Raw genomic sequence first — 19,070 nt, forward strand, 5'->3', positions numbered from 1 at the left:
GACACCCTAGAGCATCATGTTTGAATGTAAGTAGTTCATGATCCATACAGAACCAATTAATAGAACTGCAATCGTCAGAATCGTATAGATGAATGCAATCACATTCCAGCGTTGTTCAGAAGATGAATTCATGTGCAAGAAGAAAACTAATTGTACAAGAACCTGAGCAATCGCAGTGATCGCAATCGTTGCAACAACTGCACCACCAGTCATTCCTTTCATCACCATCCCGAATGGGATGATGGTCAAAACGACAGAAAGGATGAAGCCGATAGAGTATTGTTTGATGTTTCCGTGCGAAGCACCAGCAGCATTATGATCATGACTCATTATAAAGCTCCCAGTAAATAAACTACGCTGAATACACAGATCCAAACGATGTCAAGGAAGTGCCAGAACAAACTTAGGCAAGCAAGACGACGTGTATTTGGTACAGTCAAACCATTTTTCTTGATTTGAACCATTAACACAATCATCCATACCAAACCAGATGTTACGTGGATACCGTGCGTACCTACAAGGGTAAAGAACGCAGACAAAAACGCACTGTGGCTAGGACCATGACCAGCGTGAACTAAATGATTAAATTCATAAAGTTCCATACCGATGAATGTTGCACCAAAGAGCCAAGTGATAATTAACCACATAAGCACTTGGTTTACATTTTTCTTGTAAGAAGCAAGTACCGCAAAACCGAAAGTCACAGAAGAAATTAAGAGAGCAAAGGTTTCAACAAGTACGAAACCTAAAGACTCGCCAAATAACTCTTTTGGACTTGGAGTACCAGGCGGAATATGACTGCTTAATACAGCGAACGCGATGAAGAGTGTACCGAATAAAATCAAGTCACTCATCAAGTATGTCCAGAAACCAAAGACGGTGATGTCTGTATCATCGTGATGATGATGTTCATCGTGTCCGTGGTTGTCGTGATGAAGTACTTCAGCCATATCCTTAGTCCTTCTTCAAGTGTTTTTCAAGTAAAGCATAACGCTCGTTTTCGATACGTTCTACTTCAGCAGCAGGTACGTAGTAGTCCACTTTTTTAGTGAATGAACTTACGATGAAGCTGATAACAGCACCAAGGAAAGTTGCAACGACTAACCACCAGATATGCCAGATTAAAGCGAAGCCCATTGCTGTAATGAACAAGGCAATAACAAAACCAGCAGCACGATCAGTTGGCATATGAATATCTTCATATTTCTCAGGACGTGCATACGCTACACCGTTCTCTTTATCATTCCAGAAAGTATCAATACCATTGATTTTTGGAATTTCAGCAAAGTTATAGAACGGAGCAGGGGATGAAGTAGACCATTCAAGTACACGGCCATCCCATGGATCGCCAGTGTTGTCCATGTTGTCGTGACGTTGTAAGAAACCAACAATAACTTGCATTAAGAAACAAGCAATACCGATTGCTACAAGCACAGCACCAAACAAAGCAATTGCTAAGTATGGATCCCATTCAGGGTTGTCATATGTATTCAAACGACGTGTCATACCCATGAAACCAAGGATATAAAGTGGCATGAATGCAAAATAGAAACCAAAGAACCAGAACCAAAACGATGCTTTACCCCAAGTTTCATTTAACTTCCAACCAAACATTTTTGGCCAGTAGAAAGTGATACCCGCGAACATACCAAATACAACACCACCAATAATTACGTTATGGAAGTGAGCGATCAAGAATAACGAGTTGTGTACTAAGAAGTCAGCTGGTGGAACAGCCATCAATACACCCGTTAAACCACCGATACCGAAAGTCACAAGGAAGCCAAGTGTCCAGTACATTGGTGATGTAAAGGTAATGCGACCCTTATACATAGTGAATAACCATGAGAAGATTTTCACACCAGTAGGAATCGCAATAATCATGGTCATGATACCGAAGAACGCATTGACGTTGGCACCAGCACCCATGGTAAAGAAGTGGTGTAACCATACCACGAAAGCAAGTACTGTAATCGCAATCGTTGCATACACCATAGATTTGTAACCGAACAACGTTTTACGAGAGAACGTTGAAACGATTTCAGAGTAAAGACCAAAAGCAGGTAATACTAAGATATATACTTCTGGGTGACCCCATGTCCAAATCAAGTTCACATAGAGCATTGGGCTACCGCCAAGCTCATTGGTGAAGAAGTGGAAACCGAAGTAACGGTCAAGTGTTAACATTGCAATTGTTGCAGTCAATACTGGGAACGATGCAATGATCAATACTGCTGTACAAAGTGCAGTCCAAGTAAAGATCGGCATGTCCATAAGTTTCATACCAGGTGCACGCATTTTGATGATGGTAACAAAGAAGTTAACACCGGTTAAAAGCGTACCTAGACCAGAAACCTGGAGTGCCCAGATATAGTAGTCAACACCAACACCAGGAGAATATTGAATGCCAGAAAGAGGTGGATATGCCATCCAACCTGTTGCAGCAAACTCACCTAATACTAGAGAAACCATCATCAAACCAGCAGCACCAGCAAATAACCAGAAGCTCACAGAGTTTAATAATGGGAATGCAACATCACGTGCACCAATTTGAAGTGGTACAGTAATGTTCATCATACCAACAACAAGACCCATTGCTACGAAGAAGATCATGATTACACCATGTGCGGTGAAGATCTGATCGTAATGGTCGGGATGTAAGTAACCTTCACCACCACCTTTTGCAAGGAACAGTTGAAGACGCATCATGATTGCATCAGCGAAGCCACGAAGTAGCATCACAACAGACACAAGAATATACATAATACCAATTTTTTTATGGTCTACAGATTTAAACCATACATTCCAGAGGTAACCCCATTTTTTGAAATAGGTGATACCACCGAAAACTGCAATTGCACCAAGAGCCATAATGACCATTGTTACAAGTACAATCGGCTCTTTAGGGATTGCATCCCAATTGAGTTTACCTAATAACAAAGACATGTCTTATTCCCCTACAGAAGCAGTTGCATGTTCAGCACCTGCATGTTCAGCGCCTGCATGGTCTGCACCATGGTAGTTGCTCATGTAAGTGTTGATGATGCTTTTGAACAAGTCAGGCGTAACTGAAGAATAATAAGTCACAGGATGAGGCTTAGTAGGGAATGGACCTTTACGTTCAGCTTCGTGTGCAGCTTTAATTTCTTCAGGAGTATGCGCATTGTTCAGCATTGCTTCAATTTGGTGTTTAGAACGATCACCATCTTTGAGCGTAGCAAATTCTGTCGCATCAAGCGTGGTTTTTTGGATCGCTTCAGGATTAATTGAAGTACCTTTACCTGCTTTAATAGCGTCTACCCAAGTGTTGAAGTCAGCATCTGAAACAGCATGAGCTCTAAAACGCATTTGCGTAAAGCCGTAACCGCTATAGTTCGCTGAGAATCCACGGTAGCCGTCTGCTGGACTTGGGTGTTCTGCAAGCATATGTAACTTAGTTTGCATACCCGCCATAGCATAAACCTGACCTGCTAACTTAGGAATGAAGAAAGAGTTCATTGTAAAGTTAGAAGTGATTTGAAATTCAATTGGTTTATTGACTGGGAAACGAACTTCGTTAATTGTAGCTATTTGTTGTTCAGGATAGATAAACACCCATTTAAACTGTTCAGCGACTGCTTGAATTTTTAAATGTTCTTCCATCTGACCTTGAGTATTTGTTAACGGTCTATAAGGGTCATATTTGTGTGAACCCCACCATGTTAAATACGCAAGAATAGCAATAATAATACATGGGATACCCCATACTACAATTTCAATCGCAGTAGAGTGTGCCCATGTAGGTTTATAGTCTGCATCTTTATTTGACGCGCGATATTTCCAACCAAACCACAATGCCATTAAGATCGAAGGAATTACGACCAATAACATTAAGTAAATCGCAGTCATCATCAGGCTACTTTGACCTTCAGCGACTGGACCTTTAGAGTTTAGAAGTACTATATCACCACCACACCCAGTTAAGAGTGCGGTGATCGCAGATAAAGACAATACAGCTAAAGTCGTTTGTCTCATTTTACAACCTCGGTGAAGAGTCCCATTCCCTATATAAATATGGGATAGCGATTAAAGTGCCGCATGATTGAAAATGACTATTATTTCTAAATAGAAAACATTCTCAATGATCTGACACCGCTACGTTGTAGGGCATTATGCCTCATATCGGCAAACTTAGCTATACATAGAGAATGAATATATTGATGTAAAAATACCTGAGACTTTTAGTCGGAATTATAAAGAAAACAAAAACATAAATTATTAATTTCTGAATGTTTAGCTATTAAAAATGGCGGTATAACCGCCATTTGAATTATTCTGAAAGATCAATAACTTTGGTTTTAGAAATACGATCATGCAATGCATAATTCTCTTTAGAGAAAAACATAAACAAATCAACAATGAAAATGATGGCGATAAGCGGCAATATACTCATAATTTGTGACAGAATGAGAAATAAGAATGAACGAACAAAAAAGCCTCTTAAAGAACCTGGTAATTGATTGGTATTTACATCAACAATCTGTAGTTTGAATATTTTTTTGCCAATAGATTGCCCAAATTTAGTAATCATAAAACATTGAGTGATCAAGAGAATGAGTACAAATACCATCAAACCAATATTGAGATAAGCTGGCATACTTTGGCTAATCATTTCTGCAATTTTAACTTGGTTTTCTACTGAGAAACCGTCTGAAGCAACTTTGACCGCATCTTCTGGCATGAAGTAAGCGATAGCCATAATTTGCGGTAAAAATAATAGGGCAAAATCTACAAGTTTAGCTGAAATTCGTTTGCCTACTGGGGCTGCTTTAGTGATTCTTTTTGTACTTTTTTCAATTTTAATATTTTTGATTGCAGGGTTTTGTTGAGGATCAATTTGTTCACTAGTAGATAATGTCGGAGAGACATAACCAATAGGTTCATAAACGAGTTTACCTTGTGTAAGTTCACCAAGCGCTTTCCATTCTGTTAATCCTTGATGCCAAGCTAAATCCGTTAGAAGCACTTGCTGGCTTGCAAGCATTTGATTCAGTTGTTCAATTGAATACGGACCTGCTTGTTGGTTATTTCTCGCCAAGTAAATTTGCATAAAACTCAATTCTCAAAATAAATCTAAAAGTACATAATTGGTAGATGAAAATGAACACAATCGCAACTTTGTTCACCTACTTTTTTAAACCACTATGTATACTAGATTTTTGAATGTATTAACATTAAATTTACACGAAATCTTAAAATATCAAGAAAATTTAACTTATCTAGTAGAAGAGGGTTGATTGTAAAACTGGGTCTAACATTTAACCTAAGTGAAGAAAACTTTAACTTACGATCATGTATCGAGTGATTGATATCTGTGCTGAAAGTAAGAAAATTTGAACTAGATCTTTGATATAGCTTAATTCAAAATTTTAAAAAATGTACATAAAAAAGACCCTGCTTGAGGGTCTTTTTTAACTGATTAGATTAAGACTGTTTAATCTTTTCTTCAGCAAGGAAGAACCAAGTATCTAAAACTGAGTCTGGGTTTAATGAAACAGATTCAATTCCTTGTTCCATTAACCATTTTGCAAGATCAGGGTGATCAGAAGGACCTTGACCACAGATACCTACATATTTACCGGCTTTACGGCAAGCATGAATTGCCATAGAAAGTAATGCTTTAACTGCTGGATCACGTTCATCAAATAAGTGAGAAACAATACCAGAGTCACGGTCTAAACCAAGTGTTAACTGGGTTAAGTCATTTGAACCAATAGAGAATCCATCGAAGTGTTCAAGGAACTGTTCAGCAAGTAATGCGTTTGTTGGTAATTCACACATCATGATTACTTTAAGACCATTCTCACCACGTCTAAGACCATTCTGAGCCAATAATTCAATAACACGTTTCGCTTCAGATACTGTACGTACAAAAGGAATCATGATTTGAATGTTGGTTAAACCCATTTCATCACGTGCTTTTTTCAATGCACGACATTCGAGTTCGAAGCAGTCACGGAAGTTATCAGATACATAACGACTTGCACCACGGAAACCAAGCATTGGGTTTTCTTCTTCAGGCTCGTAAAGCTTACCGCCAATCAAGTTTGCGTATTCATTTGACTTAAAGTCAGACATACGAACAATTACAGGTTTGTCAGCAAATGCGGCTGCAAGTGTAGAAATACCTTCAACCAATTTTTCAACGTAGAATTCAATCGGTGATGCATAACCTGCTGTACGTGCTAGAACTGCTGCACGTGTTTCGCGTGGTAGGCTGTCAATGTTTAACAAAGCTTTTGGATGTACACCAATCATACGGTTGATGATGAATTCTAAACGTGCAAGACCAATCCCTTCGTTTGGAATTTGAGCAAAGTCAAATGCACGGTCAGGGTTACCGACGTTCATCATAATTTTGAACGGTAGTTTAGGCATAGATTCGATAGAATTACGTTGAATTTCGAAATCCAATGCACCTTCATAAATAAAGCCTGTGTCACCTTCGGCACAAGAAACAGTGACTTCCTGACCATCTACAAGCACTTCTGTTGCATTACCACAACCTACGATAGCAGGAACACCAAGTTCACGTGCAATAATTGCAGCATGACAAGTACGACCACCACGGTTAGTTACAATTGCAGCAGCACGTTTCATCACTGGTTCCCAATCTGGGTCAGTCATGTCTGATACAAGAACATCACCTTCTTGTACTTTATCCATTTCTTTAATCGAAGTAACGATACGAACTTTACCAGAACCAATACGTTGACCAATTGAACGACCCTCACAAAGAACCGTACCTTTCTGTTTAAGGAGGTAACGTTCCATTGTGCCGACATTCTCACGGCTTTTTACCGTTTCAGGGCGTGCTTGAACGATATAGATTTGATCATCATCACCGTCTTTTGCCCATTCGATATCCATAGGTGCTTGATAATGTTCTTCAATGATCAATGCTTGTTTAGCAAGTTCTTGAAGCTCTAAATCATTTAAAGCAAATTGTTGACGATCTGCTTTTTCAACATCTACAACGACAACAGATTTACCTGCAGCACCTTCTTCACCATAAATCATTTTTTGGTGTTTAGAACCAAGATTACGGCGAATGACGGCATGTTTGCCATTTCTTAGAAGTGGCTTAGAAACATAGAATTCGTCAGGGTTTACTGCACCTTGTACAACCATTTCTCCTAAACCGTAAGAAGCAGTAATAAATACTGCTTCACGGAAACCAGATTCTGTATCAAGTGTAAACATTACACCTGCAGCGCCTGTTTCAGAGCGAACCATACGCTGAATACCAGCAGAAAGCGCAACAATATCATGTGCAAAATTTTGGTGTACACGGTAAGCAATGGCACGGTCATTATAAAGTGAAGCAAAAACTTCTTTAATTGCGATGAGAACGTTGTCGATTCCACGAATGTTTAAGAACGTTTCTTGTTGACCCGCAAATGAAGCATCTGGTAAGTCTTCAGCAGTTGCAGAAGAACGTACCGCAACAGCAATGTCAGGATTACCATTAGAAAGGGCAGCAAATGCTTCGCGAACTTCAGTCTCTAGACCTGTAGTAAGTGGAGTTTCTACAATCCATTGACGGATTTTTGCACCAGTTTCTGCAAGTGCGATTACATCATCTACATTTAATGCTGCAAGTTCTGCATTGATTTTAGCATTTAGGCCACTTTGCTCTAGGAATTCGCGATATGCATCAGCAGTCGTTGCAAATCCACCTGGAACAGATACGCCAGCATTTGCTAAATGACTGATCATTTCCCCAAGTGAAGAGTTTTTACCACCCACGATCTCAACGTCGTGTTTACCTAGTTTTTCCAGACCGATTACGCGTGCTTCCAAAGTTGTTACTCCACTTATGCAGTATTAATCACTATCTTGGCATGAAATTATAACAAAAAACTTAGCATTTTGATTCAACTAAGTGATAGTCATGTAAGATGGGCTTACTATAAAGATTATACATCGCTAAGACAAATGTTTGAGGAGATTTTTAATGTCAGAAAGTAACCAAATAAAGCGGAGCGTATTTTTTATTTCTGATGGTACAGCGATTACGGCTGAAACCCTTGGGCATTCATTATTAGCGCAATTTCCTCATGTAAAGTTTGATATCCATATTATTCCCTATATTACCTCTGAAGAAGCTGCAATGAATGTGGTCGAAGAAATCAATAAAAGGGCGGATAAAGATGGTCAACAACCCTTGGTATTCGATACTTTGGTTGATCCTTATGTTCGAGATATTATTAACACTGCAAATGCTGTGAATCTTGATGTTTTTGAAGGGCTTATCAGTAAGTTGTCCGACGTTTTAGGTACTCCGCCTACAACTTTAGTCGGACAAACACATGCAGTGACTGATTCTGAGTCGTATAAAGCACGTATTGATGCTGTTCATTTTGCTTTAGATAATGATGATGGCGCACGTACACGCCATTATGATAAAGCTGATTTAATTTTGATCGGTGTATCGCGTTCTGGTAAAACACCCACTTCAATTTATTTATCTTTACAGTTTGGTATTCGGGTTGCAAACTACCCATTGACCGAAGAAGATTTGGACGATAACCGCTTACCTGCAGTATTGAAAGAGCATAAAAATAAACTATTTGGCCTGATGATTGATGCTGAACGTTTAGTCGCAATTCGTTCTGAACGTAAAGCTAATAGTCGCTATGCGAGCTTTTCACAGTGTCAGATGGAGCTACGCGCAGTCGAGGGAATCTATATTTCTGAAGGGATTAAATATTTAAATGTTTCAGAGATGTCGATTGAAGAGATTTCAACACGTGTTTTACAGATGACTGGGCTTAAACGTCGTATTGGATAATCCATTATTATGTTTTTTGATGTGTATTGTAATGTAAGGACAGTAGTGAGCTGAATCAAATTTGGCTCTTTTTCTTTTATGTTTATTATTTTTTATAGTGTGATTTGTTATATGAATAAGATATTAAAAATAAGTTCATTTTTCATGCTTGTAAGTGTACAAAGTATATTTGCACAACAAATTAATGTTGAATCATTGAACAACTTTGAAATTGGTTTGGTTGAAAAATACTATCAAAAAACCTGTTCAGGGCGTGGTGAATGTGATCAGTACAATGAAAAAATTTCTAGTGAAATTGAAAATAAAATAAAAAATGATTCATCTAGTTTTGCATATTCGTTTGCAAAACTCACTGAGAAAAATATGCTGGATATCCATTACAGTCCTGATCGAAAAATCAAATTTTATACGATGGACGTTTCTGCTGGGGGAACGATGAGAGAACCATATAGTTTAATTCAAGTGAAACAAAGCAATGCTTTTGCTTCCCAAGAGTTATCTCAAGTTGGATTTATCGATAAAATTGTGCAAGTCAAAATTAAAAATCAAGATGTTTATTTGGTCACCAGTCTATTTATTAATAGTACCTGTTCAAGGGGCTATCGGATTCACTCCTTTGTGTTGAATAACGGCAAATTTGTCGCGCAACCCATTTTTGAAACCAAAACTCAAAAACTTGATTCAATTGGTATTGAAAATGATTGTCAGGGATGGGAACATTCTGCTGATGATTTTATCCGTATCTCAAAAGATTTAAAAAATATAGATATATTAGTGGTGAATGCTTCAGGAAAATTGACCAATAACTATTTACGTTACCAAAAGACTCCACAGGGTTATCGTTATAGTGGTGTTGTCAAATAATAGTTAATCTAAAAAATAAAAGAGGCTAAAAAGCCTCTTAAACTCGAATCTTCTAAACCTATTATTCGTAAGTAGTAATAATCACATCCACTAAATGTTCAATTCCTTCCATACTTTGTACGGCATGCTCAGTAATTTTAACGACTGGCCAAGTGATTAATTTACAGTTTTTACGTTGCACCGCTGTATAGTAGCTATCTGATTTTAAAAATACTTTATTCTTTAACGCAGAGTTCGGCATCAATTGACGTTTTAACCATTGTTCCTGGACTTGCGATTCTAGATAACGAATCGCCAACATTGATTTAACACGATGATTAAATAATCGACGGTTTTTGATGATCAAAGGGTGTGAGATTAGCTTTTGGACACCTTTTTCAGTTTGCGGTAAGATAAAAGAGGGTATGATTTGAAAAACTTTTACAAATTCAGCACTGTTTAAAACATGGCTAAGATGTGTGACTGTAAGTTGGTTTACACCGATAATTGCCACGTTTAAACCTGTAAAATCGATGAGTTTAATCTCGGTAGATGCAATAATTTTACCTTTATAATGCTTAAAAAATTCCGGCTGATTTTGAAAAAAACCTTCATTTTGACTCTTTTTCCTGTCGAGCATATTATTTCCTTTTTATATTAATTGGTCGCAGTGGGTTCAGATGTTAATTGATATATCCAACTTGGAACTTTAGGTAAAGACTTTTCAGGAATCTTGTCAGTCACGCTAACCATGGCATCAATCGGAATATGGAACCATTTCTTATTGCGATCTACTACATTTTTGCCATGAAATTGAATGATTTGAAACCACGGGTTACGGCGTCCCTCTACTGTTCTTCCGCCAATTTTCGAAAATTTATTCATTGCTGCATATAATTTTTCTTCGGGAAGCCCGAGCTTAATAACATTGTCACGCATTTTATTGATCAGTGGTAAGTAAGCCAAAATACCGAGCATCAAACGTGGGTCGATTACCCTTGCAGCCATTTGGGCAAGCTCAATAACGCTTTTATTGATCCCTTGTGCTTCCATCACACTGAAACCTACCCCTAAATGCCGTGCTTCATCACCGTTAATCAGTTCAAAGGCTTGGTGGCAAACTGGATCATCTACAGTATCCAATAAAAAGGTGCATAAAGCGCCATCCAAAGCAACTTCAAGCATGGGAATTACTGCGCCTAAAATATAAAAAGGCATTTCATCGGCATAGGTATCCAGCCATTCAATAATTAAACGTAAATTTTTATTTGGTTTAGGGATATCACCATCTAACATTCCCCAGCGTTTCATAAGCGCCATTTCTGCATTGGCATGGCGTTGTTCTTCAGCATGGAAGATGGCGTACATTTCACGTAAAGTTGCCGTTGGAGCTTTTTTTGACATTGCTGAAAATGCACGAGCACCGACATGTTCAATCCACATCAGATCTGCCATAAAGTCTTTAAGTTTTGGCCATTGTTCGACTGTAACCAGCTCTCGACCTGGTGCATCCCAATCAATATCGGATAAAGTCCATTGTGTATTTTTGACTTTATCTAACATTTTTTCTAAGTCAATTGAAGCCATAGCAAATCTATCAAAAATAAGGATTTCATTGCATTTTATTTAATATCTCTGTGAATCAATTGGCAAAGATATTCATTGTGGAATGATGAAAAATATCAACGCAGTAATGATTTGATTTTGAAAGTGAAAATTTAGCTAAGTGATTGAGATAAAAAGAAAGACTTGTCATAAAAGGACAAGCCTTATCATTTGGAGCAATAGATTGTTTAACAATTAAAATTTATCTTCAGGTGTTTCTAGTTCTTTAACCTCAACTTGCTGAACAGGGTGGGGCTGAGGCAGTTCAGGCTGTGAATGAGTTCTGAGATATTCCAAGTCTCGAATATTCTTTTGTACAGCAACAGCACCGAAGAGGCTAAGTAAAAAAGCCATGATATAAAAGCCTTTCTCACTGAGTGTCATCGTCGCATTCCATAAACCCAATGCGAGCAGAACAATACAGATCACCACGGAAGCCCAGCACAATCCATAATAAATTGCTGTCACTTGCTGACCTTCAAGTTTATCCCGAACAACTTTTTGCAGTGAAACAGCAGAAAATAGACCATAAAGGATCAGGATTAAATAATAGCCTTTTTCATTTAATAGAATTTGTGCATTGAATAAACCGACACAGTAGGCCGCCGCACCAGCAAGCAAAGCCACCCAACTGACTGCAATAAAAGCAGGGGTGGGTTTATTGATATATTGGTTCATTGTTGTTCCTTATTACTATTTTACTGATTTTTATATGTTCTATTATGCTGATTTGAAATGAGATGGCAAATCTTTTCAATTTATGAGAGCTAATTCAAATAAAGTTTAAGTGTGGAAAATAGTAAATAGTATTTTAAATCAATTGGATATTTAAGCTATAGGGCAGTTTAATCAAAAAAAACCAAAATGAAATTTGTCATTTCATTTTGGTAAAGAGGAAAACATGATTGATTTGTATTATTTTTTTAAATCCATCAATAAACTAAAGTTGTCTAGGCGCTTCTGAGTATCATAAATATCGCAAGTGAAAATAAATTCATCTACCTGATATTTTTCTAAAAGTTGCTTTAGACCATTTTTCACTGTATCTGGTGAGCCAATTTGCGCCATACCTAAGAAGTTTTGTACGGAAATTTTCTCTGATGCAGACCACCGGCCTTCCATTGTTGCTATAGGCGGTTTCAGTTTTAAACTTTGCCCTGTCAGTAATGCAAGAATACGTTGATACACACTTGTGGCTAGATACTCTGCTTCCTCATCGGTTTGGGCAACGACAGTAGGAACCCCCATAGATACAAACGGTTTATTTAAATAGGCGGATGGTTCAAAATTTTCACGATAGAGCTGAATGGCTTGGCCTAACATTCTCGGTGCAAAATGTGAGGCAAATGAATAAGGAAGTCCTAATTTAGCCGCCAGTTGTGCGCTAAAAAGACTCGATCCTAAAAGCCACACAGGCACATGCGTACCTTGCCCTGGTGTTGCTTTAATTCTTTGCTGAGGCACTGCGTCGGCGAAATAGCTTAAAATTTCTAAAACATCTTGTGGAAATTGCTCTTCTGTTTCTTGACGACCACGTCTTAATGCACGCATGGTGGTTGGATCTGTTCCGGGCGCACGACCTAAGCCGAGTTCAATACGATTTGGATAGAGTGTTGCCAAGGTACCAAACTGTTCAGCAACCACTAAAGGTGCATGGTTGGGTAACATAATCCCTCCCGAGCCCACTTTAATATTTTTTGTATTGGCTAAGATGTAACCCAGCAATACAGCAGTTGCGGAGCTGGCGATACCGTCCATATTATGATGTTCAGCTAACCAAAGGCGATCAAAGCCCAACTGTTCTGCATGCTGGGCAAGTTGCAATGCATGCTTAAGTGAAAACTCAACTGTTTGATCTTCTCGAACAGGTGCGAGTTCTAGGATAGAGAACTTCGTATTCTTTAATGCGGTATCTGTTAAAGACGACATTTTTAAACTCGAAAATAATATATATCGAAATAATACGATATAAGTGTGCAAATGTATATCGAGAATTGTCGATATTTAGTGCTTTTAATGTTGATTTTATTATCCAAAAAAATTAAGCACCCGAAGGTGCTTGATTTAAATAATTGGATATTAATTTTGCAATGAAATTAATTTTTCCAGTTATTCCAACGGTTTTTGTTTTTGTAGTGACCATAATGATTGCCATTGTCTTTGCGATATCCACGGTCATTATAGCGATAATCAACATTACGATAACCGCTACGATCATAACGATCATTGTAACGTCCATAACGGCTGTCATAGCGGTCATCATAACGACGGTCGTCACTGACTTTTTGACCTAATGCCGAACCACCTGCAGCACCAAGACCTGCGCCAATATAGCCACCAGTTGAAGTTCCCGTCACATTACGACCTACGGTATAACCACCAGCACTACCTAAAGCGCCACCGATGATCGCACCATTACGGTCACGTTTATTTGATGAAGCGCCTGCGCCAACACCACCACCGATTGCAGAACCAATCATCGCACCTGTTGAACCACCCATTTGTTGCCCAATTGCAGCACCCACCACACCACCAAGTGCAGATGTTAATGCTGTATTGGTTGAGTTGCCTGCATGTGCAGTCGTCATCATTGTTGCTGCAATTACAGTTGCACCAAGGATTGCTTGTAATTTCATTTTAAACTCCTGATCGAAGCTTCTTCGAATTCTTTAACTTGAGGCTAGAATAACGAAACATTTAGCAATAATTATGGATTTGAATGTAAGCAATTTCTCTGTTTTGTGTGTGGATTGTATATTTGGCTGATTAATTTATTCATGATTAGTTTATGTTGATCTTATGAGGGGAATATTGTTGTCGTAATAATCATGATGATATTTTAATATTAAAATATCTTTTGAGATGCAGCTCTACCAATGTATAGCCATAACATACAGTCAACCTATTAAAAAACTTATATACAAGAATATAATTTCTCTTAATTAGCATTTTTAATTAAATCAATTGTATGGAAAATAAATTGTTTGATGATAAAAAGCTTGCAATGCCACACCTTACATTCAAAGTTTAAATACCTTTACGTAGGCGTTGCCTCACTTTTCAGATATGAAAAGATGATAAAAATCTTCCGTTTAACAGGGCTCTTGCGCTGCAAACAAAGCAGTGCTTTATTTTTGCTCATATACCCCCGCCCAACGGCGACATCCATGTCGCCACACGGTAGGATAACCATCTAGGATTCACAAATACAAAAACTTATTCATAGCCAAAACTTCTCGATTTCATACAAAAAACATTAGCTTCATTGATGATCAATGACTGGATGAAAATCATTTGTATAAATAATTAGGGGGTTTGACTATAACGAAACGTGATAGTGATATGTGAATAAATATGAAGAATCGCTCGGGCTAAAGACAAATGATCGAAACTGAACGTTTAATTTTAAAACCATTTATGGAAAAAGATTTATTGGAAATCTCTGCTTTATTTCAGGATGAAGATTTTATGGCTTTTTCTCCCAATGGGGTTTTAACGACTGAGTCTGCCATAGGGCGATTTTGGGAGATTGAGAAACATTATAAAGAATATGGCTATGCAAAAATGGCGATTTTCTTAAAAGCAACTTAGCAAATTATTGGATATTGTGGTTTTGGAAAATGCGTATTGAATGGTAATCAAACCGTTGAATTAGGATTTCGTTTACTAAAACAAGAAAGGCGAAAGGGCTAGATAAAAGAAGCTGCAATCAAATTATGTGAAGATATTCAAGCTAGAGGCTTTAAAAATATAATTGCATTTTCTGAATAAAATAATGTTTCTGCGCATCAATCTTTACTTAAACTTTTATTTATACAAAGACTTACTTCTCATTTTTAAATATGCAGGTCATTTTTTTTGAAAAAGAAGTTGAAGAAAACGGAGCAGAGTAATATGAAAAATAAAAAAGCACCCGAAGGTGCTTGATATCATTCACGGATGAATTAGTGATGACGACGGTGTTTTTTGTAGTACTTTTTATTGTACTTACGTTGATCTGCATGGCGGTCTTGAGAAACTTTTTTTCCGAGAACCGAACCACCCGCCGCACCAGCAGCAGCACCAATATAACCACCTGTGGTACCACCCATATTTTTACCGACGGTATAGCCACCAACGCCACCTAAACCACCACCGATTGCAGCCGCAGTACGGTCTTTTCTATTGGTTGATGCTGCAGCACCACCTGCACCACCTACTGCTGAACCAATCATTGCGCCAGTGTTACCACCAATTTGTTTACCTACTGCAGTACCAACGACACTACCTAGAGCAGAAGTTGCTGCAATACGTGTTGAGTTGTCAGCATGGGCACTTACTGTCAATACTGAAGTTACTGCTAATATAGTGCTTAATATGATCGTATTAAATTTCATGTGTTGCTCCATGTCCTTATTTGGACAGTTCTATCTATATTCGATGTGGCAAATGTAACAAAAATTTTTCCAAAAAATGTGGAGAGGAATCTGAAAATTGATAGCGTTTGGTATCTGAATGTATATTTTCTATTAAAAGTGAATTTAAAACACCCATATTAGTCAACAAATAGCATGAATAATGGAGAAAACAAACATCTAATCAAAAATCATGTTGATCATCTTGCTATAAATTCTACTGCTTATTTTGATGGTTCTTATATAAATGTGTCATTTAAATGGCAGAATCGGTAAACTAGGCACAATTTTAGAATTTTCTTACCAATTTTAAATGGGCTGTTATAAAGCTCGATGTTTTTGGTGAGGCTTAGATTGAGAATGTATTTAAAATGAAAGAATCGTTACGTTTACGATTAGACCAACTTTGTGATCGACATGAAGAGTTAGAAGCATTATTAGCAGATGTTGAAGTCATTTCAGACAATAAGCGTTTTCGTAATTTGTCCCGTGAGCATAATGATTTATCCGAAATTACTGATGTCTGGAAAAAGTACAAGCAAGCTGAAGAAGATATTGAAACCGCAGAAGCTATGTTAACTGATCCAGATTTTAAGGATATGGCTGTTGAGGAAATCAAAGAGAACAAAGCTTTAATTGAACGACTCGAAAGTGAGTTGAATATTCTCATGATTCCTAAAGATCCCAATGATGCCAACTCAGCATATTTGGAAATCCGTGCGGGTACAGGTGGTGATGAAGCTGCGATTTTCTCGGGTGATTTATTCCGTATGTATAGTAAATATGCTGAAACTCAAAACTGGCGTATTGAAATCTTATCTGAAAATGAAGGCGAACATGGCGGATATAAAGAAATTATCTGTCTAGTGAATGGTGAAGGTGTTTACGGTCGTTTGAAGTTTGAAAGTGGAGCGCATCGTGTTCAACGTGTTCCAGCTACTGAGTCACAAGGCCGCGTCCATACTTCAGCTTGTACTGTGGCAATTCTTCCAGAAGTTGATGTAGACACTACTGTAGAGATTAATGCTGCGGATTTACGTATTGATACTTACCGTGCTTCTGGTGCGGGTGGTCAGCACATTAACAAAACGGATTCTGCTGTACGTATTACCCATCTTCCAACAGGTACTGTTGTGGAATGTCAGGATGAACGTTCACAGCATAAAAACAAAGCAAAAGCGATGGCATTATTGGCTTCACGTTTAGAAAATGCGAAACGCGCTGCTGCCGATGCAGCAACTTCTGAAATGCGCCGTGACTTGGTGGGTTCCGGGGATCGTTCGGAACGTATCCGCACATATAACTATCCACAAGGTCGTATGACAGATCACCGTATTAATTTAACTTTATACAAGTTAGATGCAGTAATGGAAGGTGATTTGACTGAGCTACTTGACAGTTTACATCGCGAATATCAAGCAGATCAGTTGGCGATGCTTGCACAACAAAATGGTGGTTAATGAATATTGCAAAGGCTTTGGCCTTACGTGGAGAAGCTGAAAGTTACGAGCGTCAAGAAAATGCTTGGTTACTTGAGCATATTTTAAAAATTGATGCATTTGATTTGTCACTTAAATCTACGCAAGAATTAACGGTTGAGCAAGAACAGCAATATGTTAACGGTTTAGCGCGGATTGCTGCTGGTGAACCATTGGCTTATGTGACTGGCTCACAACCATTTTGGACTTTGGATTTAACGGTTAGCAAAGATACTTTAGTTCCTCGTCCAGATACTGAGGTCTTGGTTGAAACAGTTTTAAATCTTGATTTGCCTGAAGATACTCGTATGGTTGATTTAGGTACAGGTACAGGTGCAATTGCATTATCACTAGCGAGTGAGCGTCCTAATTGGTCTATTATTGCCACAGATATCTATGAACCAACTCTAGAAGTTGCTCTACATAATGCTGAAAAGCATGACTTAGGGCAGGTCAAATTTTTCTTAGGAAGTTGGTTTAAAGCTTTGAATCGTCAATTTTTTGATGTGATTGTTTCGAATCCACCCTATATCGATGTTGATGATGAACATATGCAGCATCTCGCTTCTGAGCCTGAACGTGCTTTGGTTGCCCAACAGCATGGTTTGGCGGATATTGAGCATATTATTCAGCAAGGTAAAAAATGGTTGGCGACACAAGGCTGGATTGTACTTGAGCATGGTTATGATCAAGCTGAAGCAGTTCAAAACATTTTTAAAGGTGCTGGTTTTAAACAGGTCAGAACTGTTAAAGATTATGGTGGAAATGATCGTGTGACTTTAGGTCAATGGATAAATTAGAATTGGATTGTTGTTTTAAAAAGACTTTGTTGGGTTGCAGTGATTGCTCAATCAACAAAGTCTTTTTTAACGCACAATAAACTTTAAAAGAATTCGATGTATTTTTATATTTTGAAGTTGAGCTTTAGAAAAATAGCTTAAGTCAAATTACTTTTAACCAATTGAATTGGCTCTAACAGTTCTTCACCTAAAGAGCTGAGCATTTCTCTTTCAATTAAACGGGTAATCGAATCTAAAGGTAAATCATTTTCTTGTAGGCCAAATGGTTCTTCAAGCTGGGCACTCAAAGCATCTAGACCTAAAAATAAATAAGCAATTAAACTGACGATAACAGGTGTCCAAATACCTAAGCTAGCTTCTAAGCTAAATGGTAGAATCAAGCAAAAACAATATACTGTACGATGTAATAAGACTGAATAGGAATAAGGCAGGGGGGTACTTAAAATACGATCACATCCGGCCTGAATATTACCAAGTGCAACAATATGTTGGTTTAAACCCTGATAGATAATGTCAGAAATTTCACCTGTTTTAAGTGATTGAACTAAAGATTTTTGAATTTCTTCTAAAACAAATTGTGAGGCATTGAGGTGATTTTTCAGCTGGTTAAAGGTCAATTCATCTAAATCGACTTTATTATTATAAAAATTAATGGATTGGTTTTGATTGCGTAAGCGATTTCTTAATAAACAGGTAAAAAGCATCACACGATACATTAAAACTTTACGCTGGCTTTCTTTTAAAACATGAGTATCACGAGAAAGGTGTCGTGATGTTGCAATCAATGAACCCCAGAGTTTACGACCTTCCCACCAACGATCATAGCAAGCAGTATTCCTGAAACTTAAGAAAATAGAGAGGATAATGCCGAACACGGTAAATCCAATTGCTGGTACAGCAGGAATTGTAAAATAGTGATGTGATGATAGGTAAACCAGAACTGTCGAGATCAGCACAACAAAGGTTAATGCGGGTAAGACTTTGGGAAGAATGGTGCCGTGCCAAGCAAAGAGAAGTGCGAAGCTGTTACTTTTATCTCGAATGATCATACTGTCTACCTAAATATTACTGCGACAGTGTTTCATAGAGAAAAGCAGAAATGCAAGTTGCAAATAAG

18 protein-coding genes are annotated in these 19,070 nt (G+C 37.9%); 5 read left to right on the top strand and 13 right to left on the bottom strand.

The window, feature by feature from the left end:
• Positions 1-6 precede the first annotated feature (6 nt).
• The 6 genes from cyoD to ppsA form a co-directional block, all read right to left on the bottom strand.
• Positions 7-333 (bottom strand): cytochrome o ubiquinol oxidase subunit IV, encoded by a 327-nt coding sequence (gene cyoD / locus ACG9ZL_RS07115; RefSeq protein WP_171066910.1) that lies wholly within the window; start codon positions 331-333, stop codon positions 7-9.
• Positions 330-950 (bottom strand): cytochrome o ubiquinol oxidase subunit III, encoded by a 621-nt coding sequence (gene cyoC, locus ACG9ZL_RS07120; protein WP_056512630.1) that lies wholly within the window; start codon positions 948-950, stop codon positions 330-332. The genes cyoD and cyoC overlap by 4 nt, the downstream gene beginning before the upstream one ends.
• 4 nt (positions 951-954) lie before the next feature.
• The gene (gene cyoB, locus ACG9ZL_RS07125) at positions 955-2,946 is read right to left on the bottom strand and encodes a cytochrome o ubiquinol oxidase subunit I (RefSeq protein ID WP_004719352.1); all 1,992 of its coding nucleotides are present in this window, start codon (positions 2,944-2,946) and stop codon (positions 955-957) included.
• A gap of 3 nt (positions 2,947-2,949) precedes the next feature.
• Complete coding sequence (gene cyoA / locus ACG9ZL_RS07130; protein WP_336954469.1) at positions 2,950-4,014, bottom strand: ubiquinol oxidase subunit II; 1,065 nt, start codon at positions 4,012-4,014, stop codon at positions 2,950-2,952.
• Between the two features lie 295 nt (positions 4,015-4,309).
• The gene (locus ACG9ZL_RS07135) at positions 4,310-5,089 is read right to left on the bottom strand and encodes an RDD family protein (RefSeq protein WP_336954470.1); all 780 of its coding nucleotides are present in this window, start codon (positions 5,087-5,089) and stop codon (positions 4,310-4,312) included.
• A gap of 374 nt (positions 5,090-5,463) precedes the next feature.
• Positions 5,464-7,842: a phosphoenolpyruvate synthase gene (gene ppsA / locus ACG9ZL_RS07140; protein ID WP_056512635.1), complete on the bottom strand. Its 2,379-nt coding sequence runs from the start codon at positions 7,840-7,842 to the stop codon at positions 5,464-5,466.
• A 154-nt stretch (positions 7,843-7,996) separates the two neighbouring features.
• Between ppsA and ppsR the strand changes: the two genes are divergently transcribed.
• Positions 7,997-8,833, top strand: coding sequence for a posphoenolpyruvate synthetase regulatory kinase/phosphorylase PpsR (ppsR, locus tag ACG9ZL_RS07145; RefSeq protein ID WP_004719361.1), 837 nt, complete (start codon positions 7,997-7,999; stop codon positions 8,831-8,833).
• A 144-nt stretch (positions 8,834-8,977) separates the two neighbouring features.
• On the top strand, positions 8,978-9,697 hold the full coding sequence (locus ACG9ZL_RS07150) for a hypothetical protein (RefSeq protein ID WP_419359563.1): 720 nt from the start codon (positions 8,978-8,980) through the stop codon (positions 9,695-9,697).
• 61 nt (positions 9,698-9,758) lie between these two features.
• Here the strand turns inward: ACG9ZL_RS07150 and ACG9ZL_RS07155 are convergent, their stop codons facing one another.
• The 5 genes from ACG9ZL_RS07155 to ACG9ZL_RS07175 all read right to left on the bottom strand — a co-directional run bounded on the left by ACG9ZL_RS07155 (position 9,759) and on the right by ACG9ZL_RS07175 (position 13,917).
• Entirely contained in the window at positions 9,759-10,316 is a 558-nt protein-coding gene (locus ACG9ZL_RS07155; protein ID WP_419359565.1) for an NAD(P)/FAD-dependent oxidoreductase, read from the bottom strand.
• A gap of 17 nt (positions 10,317-10,333) precedes the next feature.
• Positions 10,334-11,263 (bottom strand): ferritin-like domain-containing protein, encoded by a 930-nt coding sequence (locus tag ACG9ZL_RS07160; protein ID WP_419359567.1) that lies wholly within the window; start codon positions 11,261-11,263, stop codon positions 10,334-10,336.
• A gap of 213 nt (positions 11,264-11,476) precedes the next feature.
• Positions 11,477-11,959 (bottom strand): inner membrane protein YiaA, encoded by a 483-nt coding sequence (yiaA, locus tag ACG9ZL_RS07165; protein WP_336954477.1) that lies wholly within the window; start codon positions 11,957-11,959, stop codon positions 11,477-11,479.
• Positions 11,960-12,196: 237 nt separating this feature from the next.
• Positions 12,197-13,210, bottom strand: coding sequence for an LLM class flavin-dependent oxidoreductase (locus tag ACG9ZL_RS07170; RefSeq protein WP_336954478.1), 1,014 nt, complete (start codon positions 13,208-13,210; stop codon positions 12,197-12,199).
• 167 nt (positions 13,211-13,377) lie between these two features.
• A complete protein-coding gene (locus ACG9ZL_RS07175) occupies positions 13,378-13,917 on the bottom strand; it encodes a glycine zipper domain-containing protein (RefSeq protein WP_056512651.1) in 540 nt (179 codons plus the stop codon).
• A 745-nt stretch (positions 13,918-14,662) separates the two neighbouring features.
• Here ACG9ZL_RS07175 and ACG9ZL_RS07180 point away from each other — a divergent pair.
• Positions 14,663-14,872 carry a GNAT family N-acetyltransferase gene (locus ACG9ZL_RS07180; RefSeq protein ID WP_419327772.1) on the top strand — a complete coding sequence of 70 codons (210 nt, stop codon included), beginning with the start codon at positions 14,663-14,665 and terminating at the stop codon, positions 14,870-14,872.
• A gap of 353 nt (positions 14,873-15,225) precedes the next feature.
• Here ACG9ZL_RS07180 and ACG9ZL_RS07185 read toward each other — a convergent pair whose 3' ends face one another.
• Positions 15,226-15,657, bottom strand: a complete 432-nt coding sequence (locus ACG9ZL_RS07185; protein ID WP_336954287.1) for a YMGG-like glycine zipper-containing protein — start codon at positions 15,655-15,657, stop codon at positions 15,226-15,228.
• A gap of 389 nt (positions 15,658-16,046) precedes the next feature.
• Between ACG9ZL_RS07185 and prfA the strand changes: the two genes are divergently transcribed.
• Together prfA and prmC are read left to right on the top strand one after the other, a co-directional pair.
• The gene (gene prfA, locus ACG9ZL_RS07190) at positions 16,047-17,135 is read left to right on the top strand and encodes a peptide chain release factor 1 (protein ID WP_336954286.1); all 1,089 of its coding nucleotides are present in this window, start codon (positions 16,047-16,049) and stop codon (positions 17,133-17,135) included.
• Complete coding sequence (gene prmC / locus ACG9ZL_RS07195; RefSeq protein WP_336954285.1) at positions 17,135-17,953, top strand: peptide chain release factor N(5)-glutamine methyltransferase; 819 nt, start codon at positions 17,135-17,137, stop codon at positions 17,951-17,953. Before prfA ends, prmC begins: the two co-directional genes overlap by 1 nt.
• A 137-nt stretch (positions 17,954-18,090) precedes the next feature.
• Here the strand turns inward: prmC and ACG9ZL_RS07200 are convergent, their stop codons facing one another.
• Positions 18,091-19,002 (bottom strand): bestrophin family protein, encoded by a 912-nt coding sequence (locus tag ACG9ZL_RS07200; RefSeq protein ID WP_336954284.1) that lies wholly within the window; start codon positions 19,000-19,002, stop codon positions 18,091-18,093.
• Positions 19,003-19,070 lie beyond the last annotated feature (68 nt).

Source organism: Acinetobacter legionensis (assembly GCF_048551735.1).
Taxonomy (GTDB): domain Bacteria; phylum Pseudomonadota; class Gammaproteobacteria; order Pseudomonadales; family Moraxellaceae; genus Acinetobacter.

Excerpts from the sequence above, each read along its gene's own strand:
- cyoC (WP_056512630.1), bottom strand. The coding sequence starts at position 950 with ATGGCTGAAGTACTTCATCACGACAACCACGGACACGATGAACATCAT.
- cyoB (WP_004719352.1), bottom strand. The coding sequence starts at position 2,946 with ATGTCTTTGTTATTAGGTAAACTCAATTGGGATGCAATCCCTAAAGAG.
- cyoA (WP_336954469.1), bottom strand. The coding sequence starts at position 4,014 with ATGAGACAAACGACTTTAGCTGTATTGTCTTTATCTGCGATCACCGCA.
- ACG9ZL_RS07135 (WP_336954470.1), bottom strand. The coding sequence starts at position 5,089 with ATGCAAATTTACTTGGCGAGAAATAACCAACAAGCAGGTCCGTATTCA.
- ppsR (WP_004719361.1), top strand. The coding sequence starts at position 7,997 with ATGTCAGAAAGTAACCAAATAAAGCGGAGCGTATTTTTTATTTCTGAT.
- ACG9ZL_RS07150 (WP_419359563.1), top strand. The coding sequence starts at position 8,978 with ATGCTTGTAAGTGTACAAAGTATATTTGCACAACAAATTAATGTTGAA.
- ACG9ZL_RS07155 (WP_419359565.1), bottom strand. The coding sequence starts at position 10,316 with ATGCTCGACAGGAAAAAGAGTCAAAATGAAGGTTTTTTTCAAAATCAG.
- ACG9ZL_RS07160 (WP_419359567.1), bottom strand. The coding sequence starts at position 11,263 with ATGGCTTCAATTGACTTAGAAAAAATGTTAGATAAAGTCAAAAATACA.
- yiaA (WP_336954477.1), bottom strand. The coding sequence starts at position 11,959 with ATGAACCAATATATCAATAAACCCACCCCTGCTTTTATTGCAGTCAGT.
- ACG9ZL_RS07170 (WP_336954478.1), bottom strand. The coding sequence starts at position 13,210 with ATGTCGTCTTTAACAGATACCGCATTAAAGAATACGAAGTTCTCTATC.
- ACG9ZL_RS07175 (WP_056512651.1), bottom strand. The coding sequence starts at position 13,917 with ATGAAATTACAAGCAATCCTTGGTGCAACTGTAATTGCAGCAACAATG.
- ACG9ZL_RS07180 (WP_419327772.1), top strand. The coding sequence starts at position 14,663 with ATGATCGAAACTGAACGTTTAATTTTAAAACCATTTATGGAAAAAGAT.
- ACG9ZL_RS07185 (WP_336954287.1), bottom strand. The coding sequence starts at position 15,657 with ATGAAATTTAATACGATCATATTAAGCACTATATTAGCAGTAACTTCA.
- prfA (WP_336954286.1), top strand. The coding sequence starts at position 16,047 with ATGAAAGAATCGTTACGTTTACGATTAGACCAACTTTGTGATCGACAT.
- prmC (WP_336954285.1), top strand. The coding sequence starts at position 17,135 with ATGAATATTGCAAAGGCTTTGGCCTTACGTGGAGAAGCTGAAAGTTAC.
- ACG9ZL_RS07200 (WP_336954284.1), bottom strand. The coding sequence starts at position 19,002 with ATGATCATTCGAGATAAAAGTAACAGCTTCGCACTTCTCTTTGCTTGG.